The sequence below is a fragment of the Streptomyces virginiae genome, assembly GCF_041432505.1.
Lineage (GTDB): Bacteria > Actinomycetota > Actinomycetes > Streptomycetales > Streptomycetaceae > Streptomyces > Streptomyces virginiae_A.
The window spans coordinates 8,065,133-8,088,042 of sequence record NZ_CP107871.1 but is presented as its reverse complement, the minus strand read 5'-3'; the positions used below and the strand labels follow the sequence as shown (position 1 = coordinate 8,088,042).

Genomic DNA, 22,910 nt, shown 5'->3' with positions numbered 1-22,910 from the left:
CTTGGGGATCAGCGCGGGCCCGGCATGATCCGAAAGACAGGCCCTGGCGTCCCTGGGACGGCGCGCGGCCGGCTCGGACGCGTCCGGGCCGGCCGCGGATCGGAGGCACAACCATGACGGTGCGGTCTGATTCCGTGGCGCAGCAGCCCCCGCCCGCCGGGGACGGTTGGTACACGCGCTCCCCCGAGGAGGTCGTTGCGGCGTTCGACGTCGATCCCGCGGTCGGTCTGTCGGCGGCGCGGGCGGCCGAGCTCTTGGCCGCGCACGGCCCGAACGCGCTGCCCGAGGAGCAACGGACCCCGGCCTGGCGCCGGTTCCTCGCCCAGTACCGCAGCTACATGCAGATCGTGCTGGTGGCCGCGGCGATCGTCTCGCTGGCGATCCAGGAGTGGACCACCGCGATCCTGCTGATCGTGCTGACGCTGCTGAACGCGGTCGTGGGCCTGCGCCAGGAGGGCAAGGCCGAGAGCGCCATGAACGCGCTGAAGTCGATGATGAAGGCGACGGCGCGGGTGCGCAGGGACGGCAGGGAGGCCGAGATCCCCGCCGAGCAGCTCGTCGACGGCGATGTCGTGCTCATCTCCGCCGGGGACCAGGTACCGGCGGACGGACGGCTCATCGAGGCCAGCGCCCTGCAGATCGACGAGTCGGCGCTGACCGGTGAGAGCGTTCCCGCGGCGAAGGAGACCGGCGCGCTGCGCGGCAGCGGGCGCTCGCCCGGCGACCGGACCAACACGGCGTTCATGAACACCCCGGTCACCCACGGCAGCGGTCTCATGATCGTCACCGGGACGGGGGTGGACACCGAACTCGGCAAGATCTCCGGAATGCTGTCGGCCACCGAGAAGGAAGTGCCGCCGCTCACCAAGGAGCTGGACCGGCTGACCCTGTGGATCACGGCGGCGGCGGGCCTCACCATGATCGTGATGTTCGCCCTGGGACGGCAACGGGACCAGGCCTGGGACGTCCTGTTCGTCAGCGCGGTCTCGCTGGCCATCGCGGCCATCCCCGAGGCCCTGCCGACCGTGACCCAGGCGATCCTGTCCGTCGGGAGCCTGAACCTGGCGAAGCGGAACGCCATCGTCAAGGAACTGCCGTCGGTGGAGACGCTGGCGTTCACCTCGGCGATCAACTCGGACAAGACCGGCACCCTGACGATGAACCAGATGACCGCCGTCGAGGTGCTGAGCCCCACCGACCGGTACACCGTCTCGGGCACGGGCTACGGACTCGAAGGCAAGGTCCACCACGCCGCCGGGTCCGCCGCGGGCATCGAGGACGCGATACTGCCCTACGTGGTCGCCAGCGACGCCAAGCTGGTGGGCGGCGCGGTGGTGGGCGATCCCACCGAGGGGGCACTGCTGGTGCTCGCGCACAAGGCCGGTCTGGACAGCGACGCCACCCGCGACGCCCTCCCCCGGCTCGCCACGCTGCCGTTCGACCCCGAGTACAAGCTGATGGCCACCTTCCACGCGGCGGCCGACGCCTCCGGGCGGCAGGTCGTGCGCTGCTTCGTCAAGGGCGCGGCCCCCGCGGTGATGGCGCGGGCCGCCACCGCGCTCGCGGCGGGCGAGACCGTCCCGTGGGACGCCGGACTGCTCCGCCGGGCCGAGGAGGAGAGCGAGCGGATGGGCGGCGAGGGGCGGCGGGTGATGGCCGCGGCCATGCGGGACCTGGACCCGGACGAGTTCGATCCGGACGGCGACCTGCTCGCGTACGTCACCGAGCTGCGGATGACCAGTCTCGTCGGCATGGTCGATCCGCCCCGCGAGGAGGCCAAGGCGGCGGTGGCCGCCGCTCAGGCCGCGCACATCCGGGTCCGTCTGGTGACCGGGGACGACGTCACCACCGGGGCGGCGATCGCCCGGCAGATCGGGATCCCCGGCGAGGCCGTCCTCGGCTCCGACTTCGCGGCCATGAGCGAGGAGGAGCAGCTCGCCCGGATCGAGGGGATCGGTGTGGTGGGGCGGGTCGCCCCGGAGCACAAGGTGCTGCTCGCGAACACGCTGAAGAAGAAGGGCGAGGTCGTCGCGATGACGGGGGACGGCGTCAACGACGCTCCCGCCATCAAGGCGGCCGACATCGGCATCGCCATGGGCAGCGGCACGGACGTGGCCAAGAACGCCGGACGCATGATCCTTTCCGACGACAACTTCGCCACCATCGTCTACGCCGTCGAACAGGGCCGGACGATCTACGACAACCTCACCAAGTACATCCGGTTCGTGCTGCTCCTGCTGGTCACCTTCGTGCTGACGTTCCTCGGGGCCACCGTTTTCAACATCGCCGCCGGTGAGCCCTTCACCCCGCCGCAGGTGCTGTGGATCCACTTCGTCGTCAACGCCTCCTTCGGCTTCGCGCTCGGCTTCGACCGGGAGAGCGCGGGCCTCATGCGGCGCCGTCCTCGTCCGCGCGGGGAGTCGGTGCTCACCCGTCCCGTGCTGGTCACGGTCGGGCTCGGCGGGCTGGCGATCACCATCCTCCTGCTCGGCCTGATCACCCTCGGCGAGCGCCACTTCGACGACGTCGAGATCGGCCGGTCGATCGCGTTCACGGCCTTCGCCCTCTGCCTGATCGTGGCGGCGTTCGAATGCCGTAGCGAGACTGATTCCGTGCTGACGACCTCCACGTTCGACAGCAAGCAGATGAACTGGGTCGCGCTGGCCCAGTTCGTGCTCGCCGTGCTGGTGACGCAGATGGACGGCTTCCAGCGGATCCTCGGGACGACCGACATCGACGCGCGGCAGTTCGGCTGGGCGCTGTCGGCCGCCGTCGTGCTGCTGCTCGTATGGGAGTTGGGCAAGCTCGTGGCCCGCCGGTCGAGGGCCGCGTGAGGACGGCCGGTCCGTGACCACCCGGCACCCCGGCCACGGGGGTCTCTCCCGCCTCCGGGCGGTTCCCGGGATCCGTGCGGTGGCCTCCTACAAGCGCGCGTGGCTGCCCAAGGACCTGGTCGCGGGCGTCGTCCTGACCACGCTGCTGGTGCCGCAGGGCATGGCGTACGCGGAGCTGGCGGGGCTGCCGGCCATCACCGGCCTGTACACGACGATCCTCTGCCTGCTGGGGTACGCGGTCTTCGGGCCGTCCCGGATCCTGGTGCTGGGCCCGGACTCCTCGCTGGGTCCGATGATCGCCGCCACCGTGCTGCCGCTGGTCGCGGCCGACGGGGATCCCGACCGGGCCGTCGCCCTGGCGTCGATGCTCGCGGTCATGGTGGCGGCCATCATGATCCTGGCCTCGGTGGCGAAGCTCGGCTTCATCGCCGACCTGATCTCCAAGCCGACGATGATCGGCTACATGAACGGCCTGGCGCTGACCATCCTGGTCGGCCAGCTGCCCAAACTGCTCGGCTTCAAGGTCGAGGCGGACAACCTGCTCGGTGAGTGCGCCGGCCTCGTGCGGAAGATCGCCGAGGGGGCGGTGGTGCCGGCGGCGGCGGCCGTGGGCCTCGGCGGGATCGCCCTGATCCTGGTCCTGCAGCGCTTCCTGCCGAAGGTCCCCGCGGTGCTCGTGATGGTGGTCCTGGCGATCGCCGCGGCCGCCGTCCTCGACCTGGACGAGCACGGGGTCGGGCTCGTGGGGGTGCTGCCCGAGGGGTTCCCGCCGTTCACGATCCCCGAGGTGCGGCTCGCCGATCTCGCTCCGCTGCTCGGCGGTGCGCTGGGCATCGCCCTGGTGTCGCTGGCCGACACGATCTCCAACGCGTCCGCCTTCGCGGCCCGCACCGGCCAGGAGGTCCGCGGCAACCAGGAGATGGCGGGTGTCGGTGCGGCCAACCTGGCAGCCGCCCTCTTCCAGGGCTTCCCCGTCAGCACCAGCGGGTCCCGGACGGCGGTGGCCGAGCGGGCGGGCGCCCGGAGCCAGCTCACCGGCGTGGTCGGAGCGCTGCTCATCGTCCTCATGCTCGTGCTGGCTCCGGGCCTCTTCCGCGACCTTCCCCAACCGGCCCTCGCGGCCGTGGTCATCACCGCGTCGCTGTCCCTGGCCGACGTACCGGGAGCCGTACGGCTGTGGCGACAGCGCCGGGCGGAGTTCCTGCTCTGCTTCGCGGCCTTCGCCGGCGTGGCCCTGCTCGGTGTGCTGCCCGGCATCGCGATCGCCGTGGCCCTGTCCGTGCTCAACGTCTTCCGGCGCGCCTGGTGGCCGTACGACACCGTGCTGGGGCGGGTGCGGGGCCTGGAGGGGTACCACGACATCCGTTCCTACCCGAGTGCCGAGCGGCTGCCCGGCCTGGTGATCTACCGGTTCGACGCCCCGCTCTTCTTCGCCAACGCCAAGACCTTCCGGGACGAGGTCAGACGGCTGGCAGACGCGGATCCGCGGCCGAGCTGGATCGTGGTCGCGGCGGAGCCGATGACGGATGTGGACACCACCGCCGCCGACATCCTGGAGGAGCTCGACGAGGCGCTCAACGCGCGGGACGTGCACCTGGTGTTCGCGGAGCTCAAGGATCCGGTGCGACACAAGATCGAGCGGTACGAACTCACCCGGACCATCGACCCCCGGCACTTCTTCCCCACGGTGGAGGCCGCGGTCGCCGCCTTCCGCCTGCGCACCGGAGCGCAGTGGACCTCGCCGGACGCCGACGGGACGGCCGGCACCCCGCCCGGCGGCCCGAAGTGAGCGTCCGCGCTCCGGATGGCAGGACGGACAACGCCAGGGGACCATGTCCCTGGAGGCCGCCATGAGTCACGACCCGCCCGTCCCTCCCGCGGAGGAGGAGCCGGCACGCGCACACCGCCGGTTGCCTCGTCTGACGCTCCCCGGCTGCTGGGGCGCGGTCCTGCTCGCCTGTCTGTCCTTCACCCCCTCGCTCCTCCCCCGCGGCGGCGTGCTCCAAGGGCTGATCGCCGGCATCAGCGCGGCCATCGGCTACGGGCTGGGTGTGGTCGCGGCCGTCGTGTGGCGCGCCTTCGCGGACCGGGACGCACGCGTCCCCTCGCGCCGGTCGTGGCTCGTCCTGATCATCTGCGCGGTGGTGCTCCTCGCCGTCGCGTTCGGGCTCGGCCAGTACTGGCAGCACGAGATCCGTCGGCTCATGGGAGTCACCGAGTACAACGTCCTCACCGCCGTCGCCTGCCCGTTCGTCGCCGCGCTCGTCTTCCTGCTGCTGCTCTTCGCCGGGCGGGGGCTCCGCGCCCTGTACCACCGGGCCGCCGATCTCCTCGGGCGGTGGATCGGCCGGCGGGCGGCGCGGGTGGTGGGTTGGATCCTGGTGGTGGGCCTGGCGTGGGCCGCGTTCTCCGGGCTGCTGTTGAGCGGCTTCGTCAACGCGTCCAACGAGGCCTTCTCGCTGCGTGACACGGAGACCCCGGAAGGCGTGCACCAGCCCACGTCGGCCCTGCGCTCGGGCGGGCCCGGCTCGTCGGTGCCCTGGGACTCGTTGGGCCGGGAAGGCCGGGCCTTCGCCGGCTCCGGACCGACGGCGCAGGAGATCGGCGCGTTCACCCACCGTACGGCGGAGGAGCCCATCCGCGCCTACGCCGGTCTGGCGACCTCCGACGACACGGAGACCCGGGCCGCCCGGGCCGTCGCGGACCTCGAACGGGCGGGCGGCTTCCAGCGCGAGAACCTGCTCGTGATGACCACCACGGGCAGTGGCTGGATCGATCCCGCCGCTGTGGACTCCTTCGAGTACCTGGGCAACGGCGACTCGGCCACCGTGGCGATCCAGTACTCGTACCTGCCGTCGTGGATGTCGTACCTGGTCGACCAGTCCAAGGCGCGCGAGGCCGGCCGTGATCTCTTCGACGCCGTCTACGACAAGTGGTCCAAGCTGCCTCAGGACAAGCGCCCGCGTCTGTTCGTGGCGGGCGAGAGCCTGGGGTCGTTCGGCGGTGAGACGGCCTTCAGCGGGGAGGCCGACCTGCGCAACCGCACCGCCGGGACCGTGTTCGCCGGCCCGCCCAACTTCAACACGCTCTTCCGCGAGTTCAGCGACCACCGTGACGCGGGCAGTCCCGAGATCGAACCCGTCTACCGGGACGGGCGGACCGTCCGGTTCACCGAGGACCCGACCACCGGGATTCCTCCGGCGGACCGGCCGTGGGACGGACCGCGGGTGCTCTACCTGATGCATCCGTCCGACCCGATCGTCTGGTGGAGCCCCGCGCTGGCCCTCACCGAGCCCGACTGGATCGGGGAGCGGCCCGGCTCGGACGTGCTGGAAGCCATGGTCTGGATCCCGTTCGTGACCTTCTGGCAGGTCACCGCCGACCTGCCGTTCTCGACCGGCGTGCCGGACGGCCACGGCCACACGTACAAGGCCGCGTACGTCGACGCCTGGAACGACATCATGCGGCCCGAGGGCTTCACCACCCAGGACCTGAACGAGCTCAAGGACATCGTCTCGCCGCGGAACTGAGCCCGCCCGCCCCACCGCCGCCGGTCAGCGCAGCAGGTACCCGACGAGGTAGCCGAGGGCGTTGACCGCCCAGTGCAGGCCCATGGGGGCCAGCAGGCTGCCGCTGCGGCGGCGCAGTTCGCAGAACAGGACGCCCGCCGCCGCCGTGAACAGCACGGCCCCCAGCACCGCCAGCACGGCCCCGAGCCCGGAGTCCCCGACGACCGTGTTCACGGCGGGTTTCGCGGTCGCCAGGTGCAGCGAGGGCAGCACGTGCCACAGCCCGAACAGCACGCTCGACACGGCGGTCGCCCGGACGGCCCCGCGCACGCGGTCCACCAGGCCGTAGAGCACACCGCGGAAGGCGATCTCCTCCACCAGGACCGTGCCGACGGGGACCAGCACGAAGGCGCGGAGCAGCACATCGCCCCCGTCCATCGCCGCGTACCGCCGGTCCTCGAACAGGCCCCGGGTGGCCGGCAGCAGGGCCCCGATCAGGTAGACGACGGCGACCAGGCCGATCAGGGCCAGCGCCCAGCGGGCACCGCGGGCCAAGGTGCCCCGAGCCAGGCCCGCGTCGGCGAGGGTGCCGCCGGCCCAGCGGAGCACACCGAGCAGCAGGAGGCCGACCACGACGGCCGTCACCAGGCCCCACAGGCCGGTCCACCGGTGCAGGGCCAGGTTGGCGACGACGAGAACGGCCACCGTGACTCCCACGGCCGGCCAGGTACCGATGCGTGACAGGCGTCGGCGGGAGGGCCGCCCGGCGTCGTCGGCGGTGCTGCGGGGCAAGGGAACCCACCTCGGTCATGACGACAGGTCAGTCGGCCTCATCTTGCACCCTCGGCCGTCGGCGACGGGGCAGCGGCGCCGCCGATCGGTTCCGGAACCCGTCGCGACCGCACACAGCAATCACCCTTCCTCCGACTGGTCACACGCGACTTTCCGGGACCCGCCGACCACAGGAGGAACACCCGAAAGGCCTTCCGCTTGGCCTGTTCCCATAGGTTCCGAAGGCCACTCCTGGAGCCCGTCGGGTACTTTCCGTCCTGCCGGCTCGACCGATTTCGGGCATCAACTCCCTTGCCCACCAGGAAGATTGGATTCCGGTGCGGCCGACCGGACCATTGGCCAGGGGCGTGTCACGGACCCGGATCGGTTCTTGTAGATCTCTACGAAGTGTGGGTTTCGGCCGGCGATCGTTTTCATGTCTTCCGTCCCTGCCCGACTTCGCTCGGTTGCCTGTGTACTCCTTCACACACGACGCAACGAAACAGGGGGATCGGGCTCGCCGTGCCTCCTGGCGTCGTGCCGAACGAAGGAGAGAGCCTTGAGCGAGACGTTATCCGGGCCGCCGCGGACGTCAGCCGGCCGACTGCTCGACATAGCCTGGCCCGACCTGGGCATCACCGTCACCGCGGAGCTCGACGGCCGTAACCCCGAGCTCGCCGACGCCCTGTGGGAGTCACTGCCCTACCGGAGCCTCCAGGGACACGCCCTGGTCGCCGGGGCCCACCTCTACCACGTGGCCCCCGTCCCTTCCCTGCTCCATCTGCCCGCGTCCACCCGGATCCCCGACCGGCGCGAGGCACCCGACGGAACGGTGTTCTGCTCCGCCCTCCAGCACCTCGGCATCAAGTACGGCACCCTCACCGAACCGATGCCCGCCTCCCCCATCGGCCGGATCCGCCCCGAGGACATGCCCGCCCTCCTCGAAGCGGGCCGGGAGACCTGGGACGCCGTCTACTCCACGAAGAAGGAGATCCTGGTCGAGGTCCGGCCGGCAGGCACCGCGGGCGGCCACAGCATCCCCCGTCTGCACGCCACCCACCCCGACGCGAACCGCCTGATCCACGACCTCCACACCGAGACCGAGCGGATCTGGCTGGAGGCGCCGCCCGAACTCGCCGACATGCACCGGGGCTGGATCCCCTCCGGAGCCGGGACCTTCGACACCGTCCTGCCCACCCTCCTGTTCGTCAACGGAGAGACCCGCCCCCTGGGGTACGCCACCTACGGCGGCCTCGTCCGCGCAGCCGTCGCCGACATGCCCATCGACTCCCTGCGCCAGATGACACGCCTCCTCGTCGGCATCCCCGCCGAGTTCCTCGGCTACTGCGGCCTGGACAGGCTCTGGACCTACACCCAACGCTTCCTCGCCTGCCTCGACCACCTCGACCGCGAGGACTTCCTCGCCGTCACCGGCCAGATGGCCCTCTACATCAACTGCCTCGGCGGCTGGAACCTCCACCTCTACCCCTGGAACACCGCGGACCACCTCCGCCGGCACGACCCCGCACACGCGGGACAGCCCGCATGAGCGCACACCCCACCCGCACCGACACCCTCGTCATCGGCGGAGGAGTGATCGGTACGTCGATCGCCTGCCATCTCGCCGAGGCCGGCGTGGGCACCGTCCTGCTGGAGCGCGGCACACTCGGATCGGGATCGTCGGCGGCCACCGCGGGGGTGGTCCGCACCTATTTTCCCGGCAGCCCCCTCACCGGCAGCCTCGCCGTCCGGAGCCTTGCGGCGTACCACTCCTTCGCCGAACGGACGGGAACTCCCCTCGGCCTCGAAAGGGTCGGGTTCCTCGTCCTGTTCACCGAGGAGCGGCAGGTGGAGGAGTTCCGGCGCGAGCACGCCGCGCAGCGCGCCGCGGGGGTGAAGGTCGAGCTGGTGACCGCGGCCGAGGCGGCGCGGCTCAACCCGCTGCTGGACGAGCGCTCCGTCCTGGCCGCGGCCTGGTCGCCCGAGGCCTACTCCTGTGATCCCGCCGCGATCGTGCGCGGTCATGCCGCCGCCGCGCAGGAGGCGGGCGCCGTCCTGCTCACCGATACACCGGTCACCGGTATCGACCCCGACGGGCGCGTCCGCACACCCACGGGCGACATCCGCGCCGATACCGTCGTCTGCGCGGCCGGCCCGTGGTCGACCGCGGTGGCCGCCCTGGGCGACGTACACCTCCCGGTGAGCGCGGATCCGATCGAGCTGCTCCTCACCGACCCGCCCGACACCCCGCCCACCACTCTCCCGATGACCCTGCACGCCGGCTCCGGCCTGCGGATCCGGGCCTGGCGGGACCGCGTCCTCGTCGGGATGGGCCGGCCGGGCCCGGACGAGTCCAGGCAGGCCTGGCTCGGCCGACTGTCACGCCTGCTGGGCACCGTCTACCCGGCCCTCGACGGCATCCGCGTCCATCGCGGGTGGAGCGGAGCGCTGGAGGCCAGCCCGGACGGAGTCGCCCTCATCGGGCGGCATCCGTCCCGGCCCTTCTTCTACGCGGCGGGATTCTCCGGCCAGGGGCTGTGCCAGGCACCCGCCGCCGGGGAGATCGTCCGCGATCTCCTGGCCGGCAAACAGCCGTGGACCGACCCGGCAGGGCTGTCCGCCGACCGCTTCCCCGCGGTCGCCCCGTCGCTCCGGTAGTCCCCGCCGGAGCCATTCCCGAACTCCCTCGCACGCACGGCCGGTGACGTGGTGGCTCGCGCCGCGTCACCGGCCGTCCTGCGGCGCCCGCCCGCGCACGGCCGGCGCCGCACGACAGAGAAGGAAATCGTCATGATCGTCTTGGGTTGCAACGGTTTCAGTCGCGTCTCGGAGATCTTCGCCGAGCACTTCGGGTCCGTCGGCACCGAGAAGCACTACCTCCTGGGCCACGACGCCGGCGCATCACTGCTGGTGGACGGCCGGCTGGTCGCCGCCGTGGAGGAGGAACGACTCAACCGGGAGAAGAAGACCACCGACTTCCCCTTCCACTCGGTGAGCTGGTGCCTCGAACAGGCGGGGCTGCGGTTCTCGGACATCGACCTCATCGCCATCCCCTGGAACTTCTCCCCCGAGGTCTTCGACGAGATGCTGGCCGGCATCACGTCCGCGCCGATGGCGCCCTCGGCGAAGCTCGACCTCATCGCCGGTATCGGCAAGCTGTTCACCGAGGTCGTCAGCCACGACGCGATCCTCGCCGACTTCGCCGCACGCACCGGTTTCACTCCCGATCCCGCCAAGGTCGTGTTCGTACCGCACCACCTCGCCCATGCGATGACCGGCTACTACCTGGCCGGCATGAAGGACTCCGCCTTCCTCGTCAGCGACGGCCGCGCCGAGGTGTTCTCGTCGGTGACCGGCGAGATCCGCGACGGTCGGATCCGCGTCTTCGACGAGTCGGCCGTAGGGGCCCAGCATTCGATCGGGCTGCTGTTCGCCGCGATCACCCGGTACCTGGGCTTCGTGCCCAACAACGACGAGTACAAGGTCATGGGCCTGTCCGGCTTCGCCCGGCCGCCGGCGCCGAACCCCTTCCTGGAACACCTCGTCGACCTGCGCGAGGACGGGCGGTACACCTTCCGCCGGCCCCTGGAAACGGACGACCCCCGCGGTCTCGACCCGCTCTTCGAGGAGTACTTCGGTCCCGCGCAGGACACCCTCGCCTACCGGGCGCGGGTCGCCGCGGCGGCGCAGGAGATGCTGACCGTCGTCACGAACCACCAGCTGCGGGCGCTGGAGGCCAGGACCGATCTGAACCATCTGCTCTTCGAAGGCGGTGTGGCGCTGAACTGCTTGAACAACACCCCGCTGTTCGAGGGGTCGCGGTTCGACGACATGGACGTGAGCTTCGGCGCGAGCGATACGGGCATCGTCATCGGCGCCGCCGTCCACGCGTGGCTCGGCCACCCGGACACCTCCGACGCGCAGAGGTCCACGCCGGCGCCGGTCACCCCGTACCTCGGGCCGGAATACGACGACGCGACGATCGAGCGGACCCTGCGGGAGTTCGGCGGGCGGGTGGAATGGACCCGGCTGAATGACGACGAGGTCGTCGACCAGGTCGCGAAGCTGCTCACCGAGAAGGTGGTCATAGGCTGGTACGAGGGCCGGATCGAGCACGGGCCGCGGGCCCTGGGACACCGCAGCATCCTGGCGAACCCGCGCTTCCCGGACATCAAGGACGTGATCAACACCCGCGTCAAGCACCGCGAGCCGTTCCGTCCGTTCGCACCGATCGTGCTCGAAGCGGACGCCCCGAAGGTCTTCGAGATGGGCCGCAAGACCCGCTCGCCGTACATGACCTTCGTGTTCCCGGTGCGACCGGAGTTCCATGACGTGATCCCGGGAGCGACCCATGTGGACGGGACGTCCCGCGTCCAGACGATCACCGACCGGGACACCCCGCGGCTGGCGGCCCTGCTCCGCCGGTTCACCGCTCTGACCGACGTGCCCTGCCTGCTCAACACCTCGTTCAACGTGGCGGGCGAGCCGATCGTCTGCACGCCCACCGACGCGCTGAACTGCTTCCTCGGTACCGAGATCGACCACCTCGTGCTCGGCAACCACCTGGTCACCAAGGCCGTCGTGCGCACCCCGGGGCGACCGGTTTGAACGCCGCGCCCACCGGCCGGACCACGCCCACGACCCTCCTGCTGATGCGGCACGGAGAGACGGCTCTGACGCCGGAGCGGCGGTTCTCCGGCAGTGGCGGGGGCGACCCGTCGCTGTCGGCCGCCGGACGCGGGCAGGCCGAGGCGGCCGCGGCGATGTTCGCCGCGCGCGGGGCGGTGCGGGCGGTCGTGTCCTCACCGCTGCGACGCTGCCGGGAGACCGCCGAGGCGGCCGCCGAAAGGCTGGGCCTCGACGTACAGGTCGACGCGGAGCTGCGCGAGGCGGATTTCGGGGCCTGGGAAGGGCTGACGTACGCCGAGGTGGAGCAGCGCCGTCCGCGGGAGCTGGCGCGATGGCTGCGCTCACCGGCGGCCGCGCCGTCGGGCGGTGAGCCCTTCGTGGACGTGGCGCGGCGGGTGGCACGGGCCCGGGACGAGCTGCTGGCCCGGTACGCGGGGCGGACCGTGCTGGTCGTCTCGCATGTGACGCCGGTGCGGCAGTTGATCCGGCTGGCGCTCGGCGCGCCCCCGGAGTCGCTGTTCCGGATGGAGACCGCGGCGGCTTCGGTGTCGGCGGTCGCGTACGACGCGGACGGCATCGCGACCGTGCGGTTCGTCAACGACACCGCGCACCTGCGGTGACCGCCGGCCCGGGCGGCGGACCACCCTGCCGAAGGCGCCGGGTGGTCCGCCGCCCGGGCCAGGGGGTGCCTTGTCGATCAGGGCGGATCAGTGGGGATCAGGGGGATCAGGGGGATCAGGTGCGACGCTCAGGGGCCGCGAAATGGTCGCGTACGGAGTAGGTCTGGTTCTCCATCATGGTGATGACCGCCTGCACGACCTCGGGGTCGGCGTCGTCGGCGATCCCGAGCACCCGCGACCACTCGAAGAAGCTGCGGCCCGGGTCGTCGGTGATCGGCCGGACACGGATCGTGGCGTCGTAGCTGGTGATGCCCATCGTCGGCGCGACGGCCCGATAGGTGGAGGACCGGTCCACCTCGTTGCGGCCGGCGATCTCCTGCTGGACGAGGCCGTCGTTGAACACGAGGGTGAAGTCGTACCGCGCCGGGACGACGTCGGGGGTGCCGCCCTCGGCCCAGCCCACGTTCTTCACCGCGGGACCGGACACGATCTTGACGACGTTCATGGGGTTGCGGACCTCGGCCCAGACGGTGTCCGGATCGGCGTCGAGGATCGTCGAGTGGTGCATGGTGTGCTTCCGCTGGATCGCCACGAGAGCTCCTTGCCGGAGAGGGAAATTTCCTTTGGACCCGTTGCACGTTGCGTGAGGAAGAGTGCTGCCACCGGTGACGACCGGGCGGCGGACGACGATGTCGATCCGGCGCCCGGTTCTCGGGGTGTTCACTGCCGTTCGTGGACGTTCACCTGGTGTTGCGGTGCCGGAAAGTTCCGGCGTCCACAGTGGTGCGGTCGGCGCGGTTCACCCGACGTCGGCCCGGTGAACCGCGAACCGGTGACTCAGTAGTCGATGCGGTCGCTCTTGGCCAGCCACGCGTCGAACGGAGCCGTACGGTTCGGAAGGTCCAGGTGCTCGATCGCCAGCGGCCACTTCGACGCGGGCTGCTTCTCGAACAGGTCGTAGAACTTGCGGTCGTCGAAACCGGCCACCGCGGCGTCGTGCCGGTCGGCGGCGAAGACGATCAGGTCGACCCGCGCCCACAGCGCGGAGGAGAGACACATCGGACACGGTTCGCACGAGGTCACCAGGACGCAACCTTCGAGCGAGAAGGTGTCGAGCTTCTTGCAGGCGGCGCGCATCGCGCTCACCTCGGCATGGGCGGTCGGGTCCAGAGTGGAGGTGACCTGATTGTTCCCGAGCGCGACGATCTCGCCGTCCTTGGCGACCAGAGCGCCGAACGGCCCGCCGCCGTTGGCCACGCTGTTCGTGGCCAGTCTGATCGCCTCGTCCAGCCAGGTGCGCTTGAGGTCCTGGATATTTACTTCTTGGGTGTGCGCAGTCACGGTCACTCCTTAGGAGACGGTGGGGGATTTCCCTGGTGTTCTGCCCGTGCGGGACAGCAGGGACGGCAGGTGGGTCTCGCGGGTGCGGCGTCGGGGCCGGCGTCCGGGGATCGGCGCACGATCGGCGCTGCCCGCGAGGAAGTCGCTACGGCTGATCGCCTGCGATGTGCTCCGGTGCGGCCGGGAGGCGGGTCGGGTCCGCCCCCGGCGCATGGCGGACGGCGAGTTCCGCGGTGACGGTGACGCCCGGATCGAGCCAGGCCATGGCGAGCACCCTGCCGGCTATCGTCTCGCTCAAGGCTCTCTCTCCCCCGCTTCATTGCATTCTGTGTGAAGGAGTACACAGGCAACCGAGCTCAGTCAGGCAGGGGCGGAAGACATGAAAACGATCGCCGGCTGAAACCCACTCTTCGTACAGATCTACAAGAACCGATTCGGGCGCGTGCCATGGCCGCTGGTCGACGGACCGGCGGACCAGCGGAAATACGAGGTTTTCCGGCGAACGAGGCAGTTGCCGCAGGGGCCCCTGCCGCACCGCCGACGGGGCTGAAAGCGGAATCCACGGGCGCCCTGTGTCGGCGCGCGAATGTTTTCCCGGCACCCGGGACAGAGCGGCCTCAGCTCTTCCTCGTCGCTCCTGTCAGCGGGAACCGGAATGCACCGATGGCTCCTGTGCGGAGCCCGGCGGTCAGCGGCAGGCGTCGATCTCGTGGTGCCACGCGGGGGACGGGAAGGCCTGCGGATAGAGCCGGGCGCACGTGTCCAGGTGGGCCCGGAAGGCCGTGCGCAGGCGGGCCGCGTAGCGGGCGCACAGGGCCTGCGGGGACGTGCCGGTGGCCTCGGCGTGGATCACGGCCGTGGCCAGCACGGCCGTCCGGAGGGCCTGGGCCGTGCCGGTGCCACTGAGCGGGTCGTAGCGGATGGCGCCCGCGCCGACCAGGAGCCGGCCGGGGGTGTCCGCGGTCGGTGCGGTGGCCGGGACACGGTGGAGGCGGGGGGCGGCCGACAACGAGACGGCGGCGGTCGGTGCGCACAGGAGTCGGGGGGCCAGGTCGCAAGCCGCGAGCAGGCGGCCCAGCAGGTTCTCGGGGTGGGCGGCGGGGCCCGGGATCATGGCCTGGAGCAGGGCGTTCCCGTCGCCCAGCGGGGTGAGGTGGAGCCAGGCGAGGTCGGTGCAGTCGAGGCGGGCGGTGGTGTCGTCCTGGCCGGGTGCGAGGGCCGCCTCGCCGGCCAGCAGCCGACGGCGGCCGGCCGTCCAGTGGTCGTCGGGGTGGGAGGCGGCCGTGACCGTCCACCGCGGGGGGCGACCTCCCCCGGGTTCCTCGGCGACGATGTCCGGATGGTGTGCGGCGAGGCGGTCGCGCAGCCGGGCCGCGAGCCGGGCCCCGTCCACCACCACGGCCGGCTGTGCCCGGCGCGGGGCGGCCGTGGTGGCGCCCCAGCGGGACCGCCGGTGGGTCAGCGCATGCGTGCCGAGGTCGAGCTCGGCCGGCTCGGCGATGCCCCACAGGGACCGGAGCAGGGCCTGGGTGGACGCGCCGAGCAGGAGCGTGCGCCGGCCCTCGTCCGGGCGGGCCCGCAGCCGGACCCGGTGTCCCCGTGCGGCGAGGAGCCAGGCGCAGGTGAGCTCGGCCAGCCCCGAACCGGCGATCTCGACGTCGGCGCGGCTCATCGTGGGCTGAAAGCCGCGATCAGCGCTTCGGTGTCGGCCTGATGGCGGGTCATCATCGCGCGTACCCCGTCGACGGCCAGGGCGTCGATGTTCTGCCGTACCGCCACGGTGGCCCGTGCCGCGGCCAGGACGGCGTGACCGTCGCCGAGCTCCGGTCCGGCCGCGTGCGCGGACTCCGGCTCGGGGAGCGACACGGCACCGGACGCCGACGCGATCGCCTCTTCCCCGGCGGGAACGGGGGCCGCGGGGAGCTTGGTGAAGCGGGGGGCGACACCGTGCGACGCGAGGAGGTGGTTGAGCTCGTGGAGGTTGAACATCGTCCGGCGGGCCTGTTCGATCAACACACCGCCCGCGGTGTCGCCCCGTTTCAGGGTTGCTTCCAGGGCGCCCAGCAGCATGGTGTAGTTCAGAGCCGACAGTTCGGCCAGCTGCGCGTCCAGCGGTGTGTCCGGATCGGTGCGCAGCGGCCGGAGGTAGTCGTCGGGGGAAAGCTCCGCGAGGTGCGACTTGACCGCCGTGAAGCGGTGGAAGTGATCGTTGCCCTCGTCGATGATGAGCTTGACGAGGTGCGCGAGCCGGTCCGCCTGCGGGAAGAGCTCCGGGCGGCGGACGATGGTCTCGTGCAGCTTGACGTACATCCCGTCGATGCCCTGCGGGTCGGCGGTCACCGCGCTGGGGCGCTCCACGGCGATGAACCAGTCCAGTTGCTCGGGCGTGAGCGGCTTCAGCTCGAACCGTCGGCCCGTCCGGAGCTGGATGACGGTGTCGGGTCGGGGCGGGTCGAGCCGCAGCGGCCGGCCGAGCGTGTCGAGCATCTCGTTGACCCATCTCAGGTGGCGCATCTCGTCCACCGCGACGGAGAACACCTCCGCGGCGGCCGCGTGGATCTTCCGGACGCGCGCGCCTTCGGGCGTGGCCGGGTCGTGCGCGACCGGGTCGAGGACGGCCGGGGCGTTCAGGGAGTAGTGCGCGTAGAGGTATTCGAGGCAGAGCGCGTGCTCGACGACGGCGAGCCGCTCCAGGTCGTGGATCACCTTCGCGCGCGTCATGGGCTCGAGACCGGACCAGTCCGGCAGCTCCATGGTGTCGTCCTCGCGACCGTTGAGGACGACGGGCAGGACGTTCCAGTTCGCGATGAGGGCGGGGTGGTCGAACTCCCTCGCGGACCGCCCCCGGATCGTGGGGATGTCGGGCTCGGGCGGGTCGGTGGCACGGTTGCGGCGCTGGAAGTTGAGGTTGCGGTGCACGCCGTCGGAACTGCTGGAGATGTCCGGCTTCGAGGCGGCCCAGTAGTAGCAGCCGCATTCGCGGAAGTCGTACTGCCAGGGCGCGCAGAGGCTTCGGGTGAGGTCGCCGGGCTGGTACACGTCGGGGTCGATGACCCCTTCCTGGTCGAGGTAGCGGGCCCGGTCGGCGGTCAGCACGGCCCACTCCAGCACGCCGTCGTCGTCGCGCCGCACCTCGTTGCGGCCGGCCGTCCGCCGGACGTTGAGGCCGTCGTCGTCCGGCAGCCAGAACGCCCCCGGAGAGGTGCTGCCCGGGGTGCGGCCGAGGACGACGGCCACCCGGCCGGGGAGCAGGTCGTGCACCCGGCGCCACAGTTCCAGGCCGGTGCGCTCGGTCGCGTGGAACACCGGAGCGTCCGCCTCCTCCTGGTCCACGGTGGTGCGGCCGCAGACGGCCCACAGGTAGAGCGGCTGTGGGTCCTGCGGCGTTCCCGTGTCCAGGTCGGCGTCGGTGATGCCCTCGGCGGCGGCGACGCCGCCGGTGACGGCCAGCACCCGCGATCCGCTCGCGTGGTGGAAGTCGACCGTCAGGCCGGGGAAGAAGGCTTTGTCGAGATTGCGCTGGTCGAATTCCAGGCCGGGGAAGCAGTTGTCGACGCCGCTCTCCGGGCGGGAGCCGGACGGGTTGCCGCGGACCACGTGATCGGCCCGTGCGGTGAGGTTGCGGGGGAAGATCTTCCCCTCGGGTACGGGGAGGTCGACGTGCGCGGGAGTGGGGTCGTTCATGGTGGTTCCTTCGGCCGGACGGGACGGGGGCGCGGGCCAGGGGCGCGATTCAGCGGGCCAGGGCGGCCGGATCGCTCGGGAGGTCGGATGCGGTCGGCTGTCGGAAGAACTCCGGTGCCGTCTGGGAGAGTTCGACGTAGGCGCCCAGGCAGAAGGCCAGCCAGCCGCGGATGTAGTCGCAGCCGGTCCGGCCGCGTCGGCTGACCTCGTGGTAGCAGCCGCCGCCGCACAGGTAGCGGGCCCAGCAGGACCGGCAGGGCTCGGCCCGGTCCACGTGGCGGGCCGCCAGGTGGGCCGCCCTGGCCTCCTGGTCGGGGCCCTGGGCCAGCGATCCCATGGCGAAGGCCGGGTCGTCGACCAGCCGGTGGCAGGCGTAGAGACCGCCCTCGGCGGAGGCGCTGAGGTAGCCGGCGCCGGCGCCGCAGGGGTACGGGCGGTGGCCTCCGGTGTGCAGTTCGTACATCGCCGTCTGGAAGTTGCCGAAGGGGTACGGTCGGCCCGCGGCCAGCTCGCGCAGCGCCGCTTGACCGCACTCGACCATCTGCGTCAGGAATCCGGTGAAGGCGGCGGTGTCGATCTCGTACGCGGCGTCCGGAGCGCTCACCACGGCGGAGAAGCCGACCTCGTCGAAGCCGAGGCCGATGCCGTGCTCCAGGATGTCGATCAGCCGCCCGGTGTACGGGGTCACGCTGACCCGGGCCGAGAGGTGGCGGGGCCTGCCGTACCGGTCCAGCACCTCCAGCCCGGCCCGCAGCCGGTCGTACGCGCTGCCCCCGCCCGGGGCGCGGCGCAGCGCGTCGTGGCCGACCCGGTCGCCGTCCAGGCTGACGGCCACGGTGAACGGGTGGGCGGCGAAGAGTTCCGCGTCCGCGGGCCGGACCGTGGTGAGGTTGGTGGTGAGCGCGAAGCGGACGGCGTGCCCGGTGGCGGCTCCGGCCCGGGTGGCGTGGGCGACCACCTCGTGCAGCAGGTCGCGGGCGAGCAGCGGTTCGCCGCCCATGAACCCGACGACCACCGCCGCGCCCGGGGCGGCTTCCGCGAGGAGTCGGTCCACGGCGGCGAACGCGGTCTCGCGGGGCATGGCCCGGGCGGATCCGCCGAACCGGCCCTCGTCGGCGTAGCAGTGGCCGCAGCTGAGGTTGCAGGCCTGCATGACGTTGAGCGACAGGGAGGCGAGCGGCGGTACGGCGGCCGGGGTGCCGTCGATCCGTGGGGGCGGCGTGCCCGCCCCGCCCCAGAGCGGCAGTCCCAGTCCGGCGGCGACCGCGGCGTCCTGGGCCGGGTCGTGGGCGGCGGCGGTCCACCGCTCCAGTCGGTCCGCGGCCGCTTCCGGGAGGTCGTAGATCCGGCTGCCGTCGGCGACGAACAGGTGGGCGCCGTGGGCGCTGCGGAACACCTTGGTCTCGGCGGCGAGGCCGAGCGGTCCGCCTCCGGAACCCGCCGCCGACACCGCTTCCGCGTCCGGTGCGGGTCCGGGTGCGGACGCGGGGTTCCGGTCCGGTGGCCGCCGGCCGATCTGCAGCAGGACGCTCATGTCCCCTCCTGGACGCGCTCGCGCAGTGAACCGACCCAGGCGACCAGGAGGTCGTACTGGCGGCGGGTCAGGTGCATGGGAAAGGCGTCGGATCCCCGTACCGAGACCGGCATCCGGCGGTCGTACCAGACGTCCTCGGACCCGGGCTCCCTGATGGCCCGTTCGATGAGGCCGGGCTGTTCGCGGAACATGTCCTCCAGGGCCTCCAGTGCGACGAAGCGGCGGTGCCGGCGGCGGCCGCGTTCGGTGAGCGCGAGGATCACCCCCAGCAGGGGTTCCGGCGGGCTGAACGTCCGGGCGCGCGCCGGGCCGGTGGGCAGTCCGAGTTCTTCGGCCGTGCTCTCGTTCTCCAGGGTCGCCCGCTCGTTCTGCGCGTCGACGTTGACGGCGTCCATGGCCTCCAGCACCCGTTCGAACAGGTCGCGCACCTCCAGCGCGGTCAGTTGCGGATGCTCGGCGACGTAGGCGGGATCGCGGACCTCCCCGCGTTTGACCCGGTCCGCCAGGCCGTCGGCCAGGGAGGTGAAGGGTCTGCGGTCGGGGGCGAAATCGGGCGGGGTGACGACGATCCGCGCACGGGCCGACAGGCCGCCCGGCAGGGTGACGGTGACCAGCCCGTCGCACACGTCGTCGACCAGGCCGAGGCTCGTCTCCCCGTCCTCCTCCCGCGAGCCGGCGAACAGCCCGCCGGGCACCGTCCGCGGATCGCCCTCTCCGGTGAACTCGCACCATCGCGCGTCCGGGGAGAGGAACAGCCGCTCGGCCGGCAGGACGAACCGCCGGGAGCGCGTCGGAAGGTTCGTGGGGCCGTACACCGCTCCGGTGGCGGGTGTGAAACGCAGGCGCAGTTCGGGAAATCGGTCGTCGGGCCTGGGCACCTGGACGGACCCGAGCGGTACGTGCCGCCCGGCCGGGACCAGCGGCCGGTCGGCCCCCTGCGGTGATCGGCCTTCCAGCGGTCTGCGCAGGTGGTCGTCACCGGCCAGCTCGGCACCGGCCTCGATCCGATCGCCGGGTGAGAGGGTGCAGTGGTGCGCCTTCAGGTTGGCGACCTCCACCCCCCAGCGCACGTCGGCGAGTTCCATGCCGACGGAGGCCAGCACATCGGTGGTGAGCGGGCCGGTGTGCCGTACCCCGTCGACCGTCCACGCACCGTGCACCTCGAAGAAGGGGCACAGCGGACGGAAGCCGGCGGCGTCCTTGAACCGGACGCGGTCGCCCTCCGGTTCCCGCTCCGTCAGGGTCCCGTCCTCGGCGACGTCGAGGGAGGGCCGGGGTTCGACGACGGTCTTGCCGGTGCCGCCCGGCGACAGGTCGCTCATTCCCCACCGGTAGTTGTCGCAGGGCACCGGGGACGGGCCCAGCCGGGCGAAGGCGAGCGGTGGATGGAGCCAGATCTCTTCGATCACTGTGCGTCTCCCTTTCCTTCGAGGGGGTCCGAGGAGTTCGGGGGGTCAGCCGAACACCTCGGACCCCGGATAAGGGGCCCCGTCCCGTACGGGTGGGACCAGATACGTACCTGCCGCCCGGACCGTCAGCAGCCGGCCGGCCGGTCCGTCCGGACCGGGCTGTCCGCCGAAGTTGACGCCGCCCAGCCAGCCGCGCTGGGTGAGGATGCGCAGCACCCGTTCGGGGCTGTCCTGGAAGCCGACGAAGTTCAGCCCGGCCCGGAAGCCGGGGGCGGTAGCGACCGGTTCGAAGAACTCGTAGCCCTGCCGGAACACCCGCAGCGAGCCGCTCTGGTCGGGGTCGGCGGTGCCGGTCAGGTTGGCCCGCCGCACGTGGGCGGTGAGCAGCACCGGATCGGCGGTGGGGCGTGGCTCCAGGAAGTCCTCGTTGCCCGGCTGTGTCACCTCGGTGGTCCCGGCCACCGGGCAACCCGCGGCCGGTACGGGCCGCCCTTCGGTGTCGCGGCCGGCCAGCGGGGCTCCGGTGAGCTTGTCCCGGCCGACCAGGAACTCCTGCTGCGCGCGCGGCAGGAGGTGCCATCCGTCGAGGTCGACGGCGAGGCGGGCGAAGACCAGGCAGGTGCCGCCGATCGTCCACGGGTCCGGGCCCGCGTCGGCCTCCGCGATGCTGATGACCCGTTCCCGGTCACCGCTGTCCAGGTTGGACACGCCGTCGTGGAAGCCGATCCAGCTGCGCCGGTCGTCGCGCTGGAATCCGGTGTGGATGCCCGCGATCTCCAGCGTGGCCGCCCGGGTGTCGTCGGTGCGTGCACCGCGCAGCAGTTTCCACAGCTCCACGACGCCGCGCGAGACCGCGAGCTGGGTGTCCGCGGTGAGCTGCAGGCAGAACTCCTCCGTGGCGTCGTTGCGGATGACGTCCGCGGCGTACGACAGGCCCCCGCCGACCAGCAGCGGTCCGCCTCCGGTGGGGCGGGGCGAGCGGAACCGGAAGCGGGGGCCGAGTGCGGCCGGGCACGGGAGCTTCGCGCCGGCGACGTCGAACGCCTTCGGGCCGAAGCCGAGCAGGAACTCCAGGTGGGCGCCGGGTACCGGGTGGCCCGGCAGTTCCGCGACGACCCCGTCGGCGAGGCCGCGCAGCATGGTGGTCACCTCGCGCAGCGCGCCGTCGACGGCGGCGGCGTCGGCCTCCGGGTCGGCCCGCAGGAACACGAGCGCCAGATGGCCGGGCGGGCGCCGGCCCGGCCCGTGGTAGATCCCGTCCTGGAGGACGCTCATCTCCCGCCCCGGGGGCCGCCGCCGATCGGTCCGGGCAGGGCCTCGGCGTCGAACGCCTCCTTCAACGGCCCCACCGTGTCGGTGCACACGCGCGCGTCCCGGCAGCGGATGGGTCCGGGCGAGTCGGGCAGGACCACGAGGTCCCCGGGTGGTACGGGCGTGGGGGCGCCGAGCGCGACCACAGGGCCCACCTGTACCTGGCGGACGACCTGGTAGCCGCCGGTCAGGGGTTCCTCCGCGTCACCCTCCACCACGGTGATCTCGTCGAGGAAGTGCGGGTCGTCGTCCGGCGGGCCGAACTCGAGGCGTTGGTGGAGCCCCTCGCGGCCGCGCCCGAGGCGGATCCACGGGTCCGGGACGGGGCCGCCCTCGAAGAGGAAGACCTCGGAGGTGAACTGCTGGATGTACATGCCCAGCGGATCGGCGAAGGACACGGTCCGGCCCTGGAAGGCGGCGTCCGCCGCGGCCAGTGCGGCGGCCGGGTCCGCGTGGCGGCAGGAGAGGGCTTCGAGCCCGGGTTGTCGGCGGAAGATCTGGTCGCGTCCGGCCGGTTCGAAGCCGCCCGCGGCGTTGCGCCGGGCGTAGGGCTGCGCACCGAACATCACGATGTAGATCAGGTCGTCCAGCCCGTTGATGGGATGGGCCATGAAGAGGGCGTTGACCGCGTTGAGCGAGCCGACCGGGTCGGCCGGGACATCGGCGTCGATGAGGTCGCGGTGCTGTCCGTGGCCGGTCAGGTGGCGGGCGAATGCCACACGGCGCTGGGTCGGGGAGAGCAGGTTCGGGTCCGCGACGGCCGGTCCGTAGAGTTCCTGCCAGCGTGGCGGCTCGGTCGCGAGCGTCGCCGTGACGATCTCCCGGAGGCGGGCCGGATCGTGCTCGGCGAGTGTCAGGTAGTACTCGGGGAGTTCGGTGGTGACCTGCACCCGCTTGGGGCGCATCCGTCCCTCGGTGTCGGCCGCGCTGATGACGGCGTACTCGCAGTACTCGTTGTGCAGGGCACGGCGGCCGCGTACGCCCCAGTCGGACAAGGCGCGGGCCGTCGCGGCGTCGAAGCAGAACTCCGGCTCGGCCGGGTTGCCGAACCAGGTGACGGCCACGCGCTCGGCGGCCGGATCGTCGGGTTCCAGGGTGAAGTACTTGCTCCCCAGATCAGGTTCGAGGCTCCTGAACCGGCGGTCGATCTCCTTGTTCCAGCGGTCCAGGAGATCGGGGGTCAGGTCGTCGGCCAGTCCTGGGACGGAAAACGGCACGTCGGTACCTCCTGACGGGGCGTGACCCCGTAGGTGACGTAGTGAGCGACC

At 71.9% G+C, this 22,910-nt stretch carries 16 protein-coding genes and 1 pseudogene; 7 read left to right on the top strand and 10 right to left on the bottom strand.

The window, feature by feature from the left end; all coding sequences use genetic code 11:
• Positions 1–113: 113 nt before the first annotated feature.
• From OG624_RS37325 to OG624_RS37315, 3 genes are all read left to right on the top strand, one after another.
• A complete protein-coding gene (locus tag OG624_RS37325) occupies positions 114–2,834 on the top strand; it encodes a cation-translocating P-type ATPase (RefSeq protein ID WP_371589436.1) in 2,721 nt (906 codons plus the stop codon).
• 13 nt (positions 2,835–2,847) lie between these two features.
• A complete protein-coding gene (locus tag OG624_RS37320; protein ID WP_371640455.1) occupies positions 2,848–4,623 on the top strand; it encodes a SulP family inorganic anion transporter in 1,776 nt (591 codons plus the stop codon).
• A gap of 61 nt (positions 4,624–4,684) precedes the next feature.
• Positions 4,685–6,364 (top strand): alpha/beta hydrolase, encoded by a 1,680-nt coding sequence (locus tag OG624_RS37315; protein WP_161290164.1) that lies wholly within the window; start codon positions 4,685–4,687, stop codon positions 6,362–6,364.
• A 24-nt stretch (positions 6,365–6,388) separates the two neighbouring features.
• Here the strand turns inward: OG624_RS37315 and OG624_RS37310 are convergent, their stop codons facing one another.
• Complete coding sequence (locus tag OG624_RS37310) at positions 6,389–7,135, bottom strand: CPBP family intramembrane glutamic endopeptidase (RefSeq protein WP_266354290.1); 747 nt, start codon at positions 7,133–7,135, stop codon at positions 6,389–6,391.
• A gap of 538 nt (positions 7,136–7,673) precedes the next feature.
• On the opposite strand from OG624_RS37310, the gene OG624_RS37305 reads away from it, so the two are divergent.
• The 4 genes and pseudogenes from OG624_RS37305 to OG624_RS37290 all read left to right on the top strand — a co-directional run.
• A complete protein-coding gene (locus OG624_RS37305) occupies positions 7,674–8,663 on the top strand; it encodes a hypothetical protein (RefSeq protein ID WP_266354291.1) in 990 nt (329 codons plus the stop codon).
• Positions 8,660–9,772 carry an NAD(P)/FAD-dependent oxidoreductase gene (locus OG624_RS37300; RefSeq protein ID WP_033216173.1) on the top strand — a complete coding sequence of 371 codons (1,113 nt, stop codon included), beginning with the start codon at positions 8,660–8,662 and terminating at the stop codon, positions 9,770–9,772. The genes OG624_RS37305 and OG624_RS37300 overlap by 4 nt, the downstream gene beginning before the upstream one ends.
• 132 nt (positions 9,773–9,904) lie before the next feature.
• Positions 9,905–11,722 carry a carbamoyltransferase family protein gene (locus OG624_RS37295; protein ID WP_371640454.1) on the top strand — a complete coding sequence of 606 codons (1,818 nt, stop codon included), beginning with the start codon at positions 9,905–9,907 and terminating at the stop codon, positions 11,720–11,722.
• Positions 11,716–12,363 (top strand): annotated as a pseudogene (locus OG624_RS37290) (histidine phosphatase family protein); the annotation flags it as partial. The gene OG624_RS37295 and the pseudogene OG624_RS37290, both read left to right, overlap by 7 nt.
• 115 nt (positions 12,364–12,478) lie before the next feature.
• Here OG624_RS37290 and OG624_RS37285 read toward each other — a convergent pair.
• From OG624_RS37285 to OG624_RS37245, 9 genes are all read right to left on the bottom strand, one after another.
• Complete coding sequence (locus OG624_RS37285) at positions 12,479–12,955, bottom strand: SRPBCC family protein (RefSeq protein ID WP_033216169.1); 477 nt, start codon at positions 12,953–12,955, stop codon at positions 12,479–12,481.
• A 245-nt stretch (positions 12,956–13,200) separates the two neighbouring features.
• The gene (locus OG624_RS37280; RefSeq protein ID WP_208869303.1) at positions 13,201–13,710 is read right to left on the bottom strand and encodes a nucleoside deaminase; all 510 of its coding nucleotides are present in this window, start codon (positions 13,708–13,710) and stop codon (positions 13,201–13,203) included.
• 139 nt (positions 13,711–13,849) lie between these two features.
• Positions 13,850–14,002, bottom strand: a complete 153-nt coding sequence (locus tag OG624_RS37275; protein ID WP_158711756.1) for a hypothetical protein — start codon at positions 14,000–14,002, stop codon at positions 13,850–13,852.
• 390 nt (positions 14,003–14,392) lie between these two features.
• Complete coding sequence (locus OG624_RS37270; protein WP_371640452.1) at positions 14,393–15,376, bottom strand: hypothetical protein; 984 nt, start codon at positions 15,374–15,376, stop codon at positions 14,393–14,395.
• Positions 15,373–17,388: a ferritin-like domain-containing protein gene (locus tag OG624_RS37265; protein WP_033216166.1), complete on the bottom strand. Its 2,016-nt coding sequence runs from the start codon at positions 17,386–17,388 to the stop codon at positions 15,373–15,375. Before OG624_RS37265 ends, OG624_RS37270 begins: the two co-directional genes overlap by 4 nt.
• 49 nt (positions 17,389–17,437) lie before the next feature.
• On the bottom strand, positions 17,438–18,922 hold the full coding sequence (locus tag OG624_RS37260; RefSeq protein ID WP_051762811.1) for a radical SAM/SPASM domain-containing protein: 1,485 nt from the start codon (positions 18,920–18,922) through the stop codon (positions 17,438–17,440).
• The gene (locus tag OG624_RS37255; RefSeq protein ID WP_033216165.1) at positions 18,919–20,331 is read right to left on the bottom strand and encodes a hypothetical protein; all 1,413 of its coding nucleotides are present in this window, start codon (positions 20,329–20,331) and stop codon (positions 18,919–18,921) included. Before OG624_RS37255 ends, OG624_RS37260 begins: the two co-directional genes overlap by 4 nt.
• A gap of 45 nt (positions 20,332–20,376) precedes the next feature.
• Positions 20,377–21,606, bottom strand: coding sequence for a Dyp-type peroxidase (locus OG624_RS37250; protein ID WP_371640451.1), 1,230 nt, complete (start codon positions 21,604–21,606; stop codon positions 20,377–20,379).
• Positions 21,603–22,859, bottom strand: a complete 1,257-nt coding sequence (locus tag OG624_RS37245; RefSeq protein WP_371594188.1) for a hypothetical protein — start codon at positions 22,857–22,859, stop codon at positions 21,603–21,605. The genes OG624_RS37250 and OG624_RS37245 overlap by 4 nt, the downstream gene beginning before the upstream one ends.
• Between the last annotated feature and the right edge of the window lie 51 nt (positions 22,860–22,910).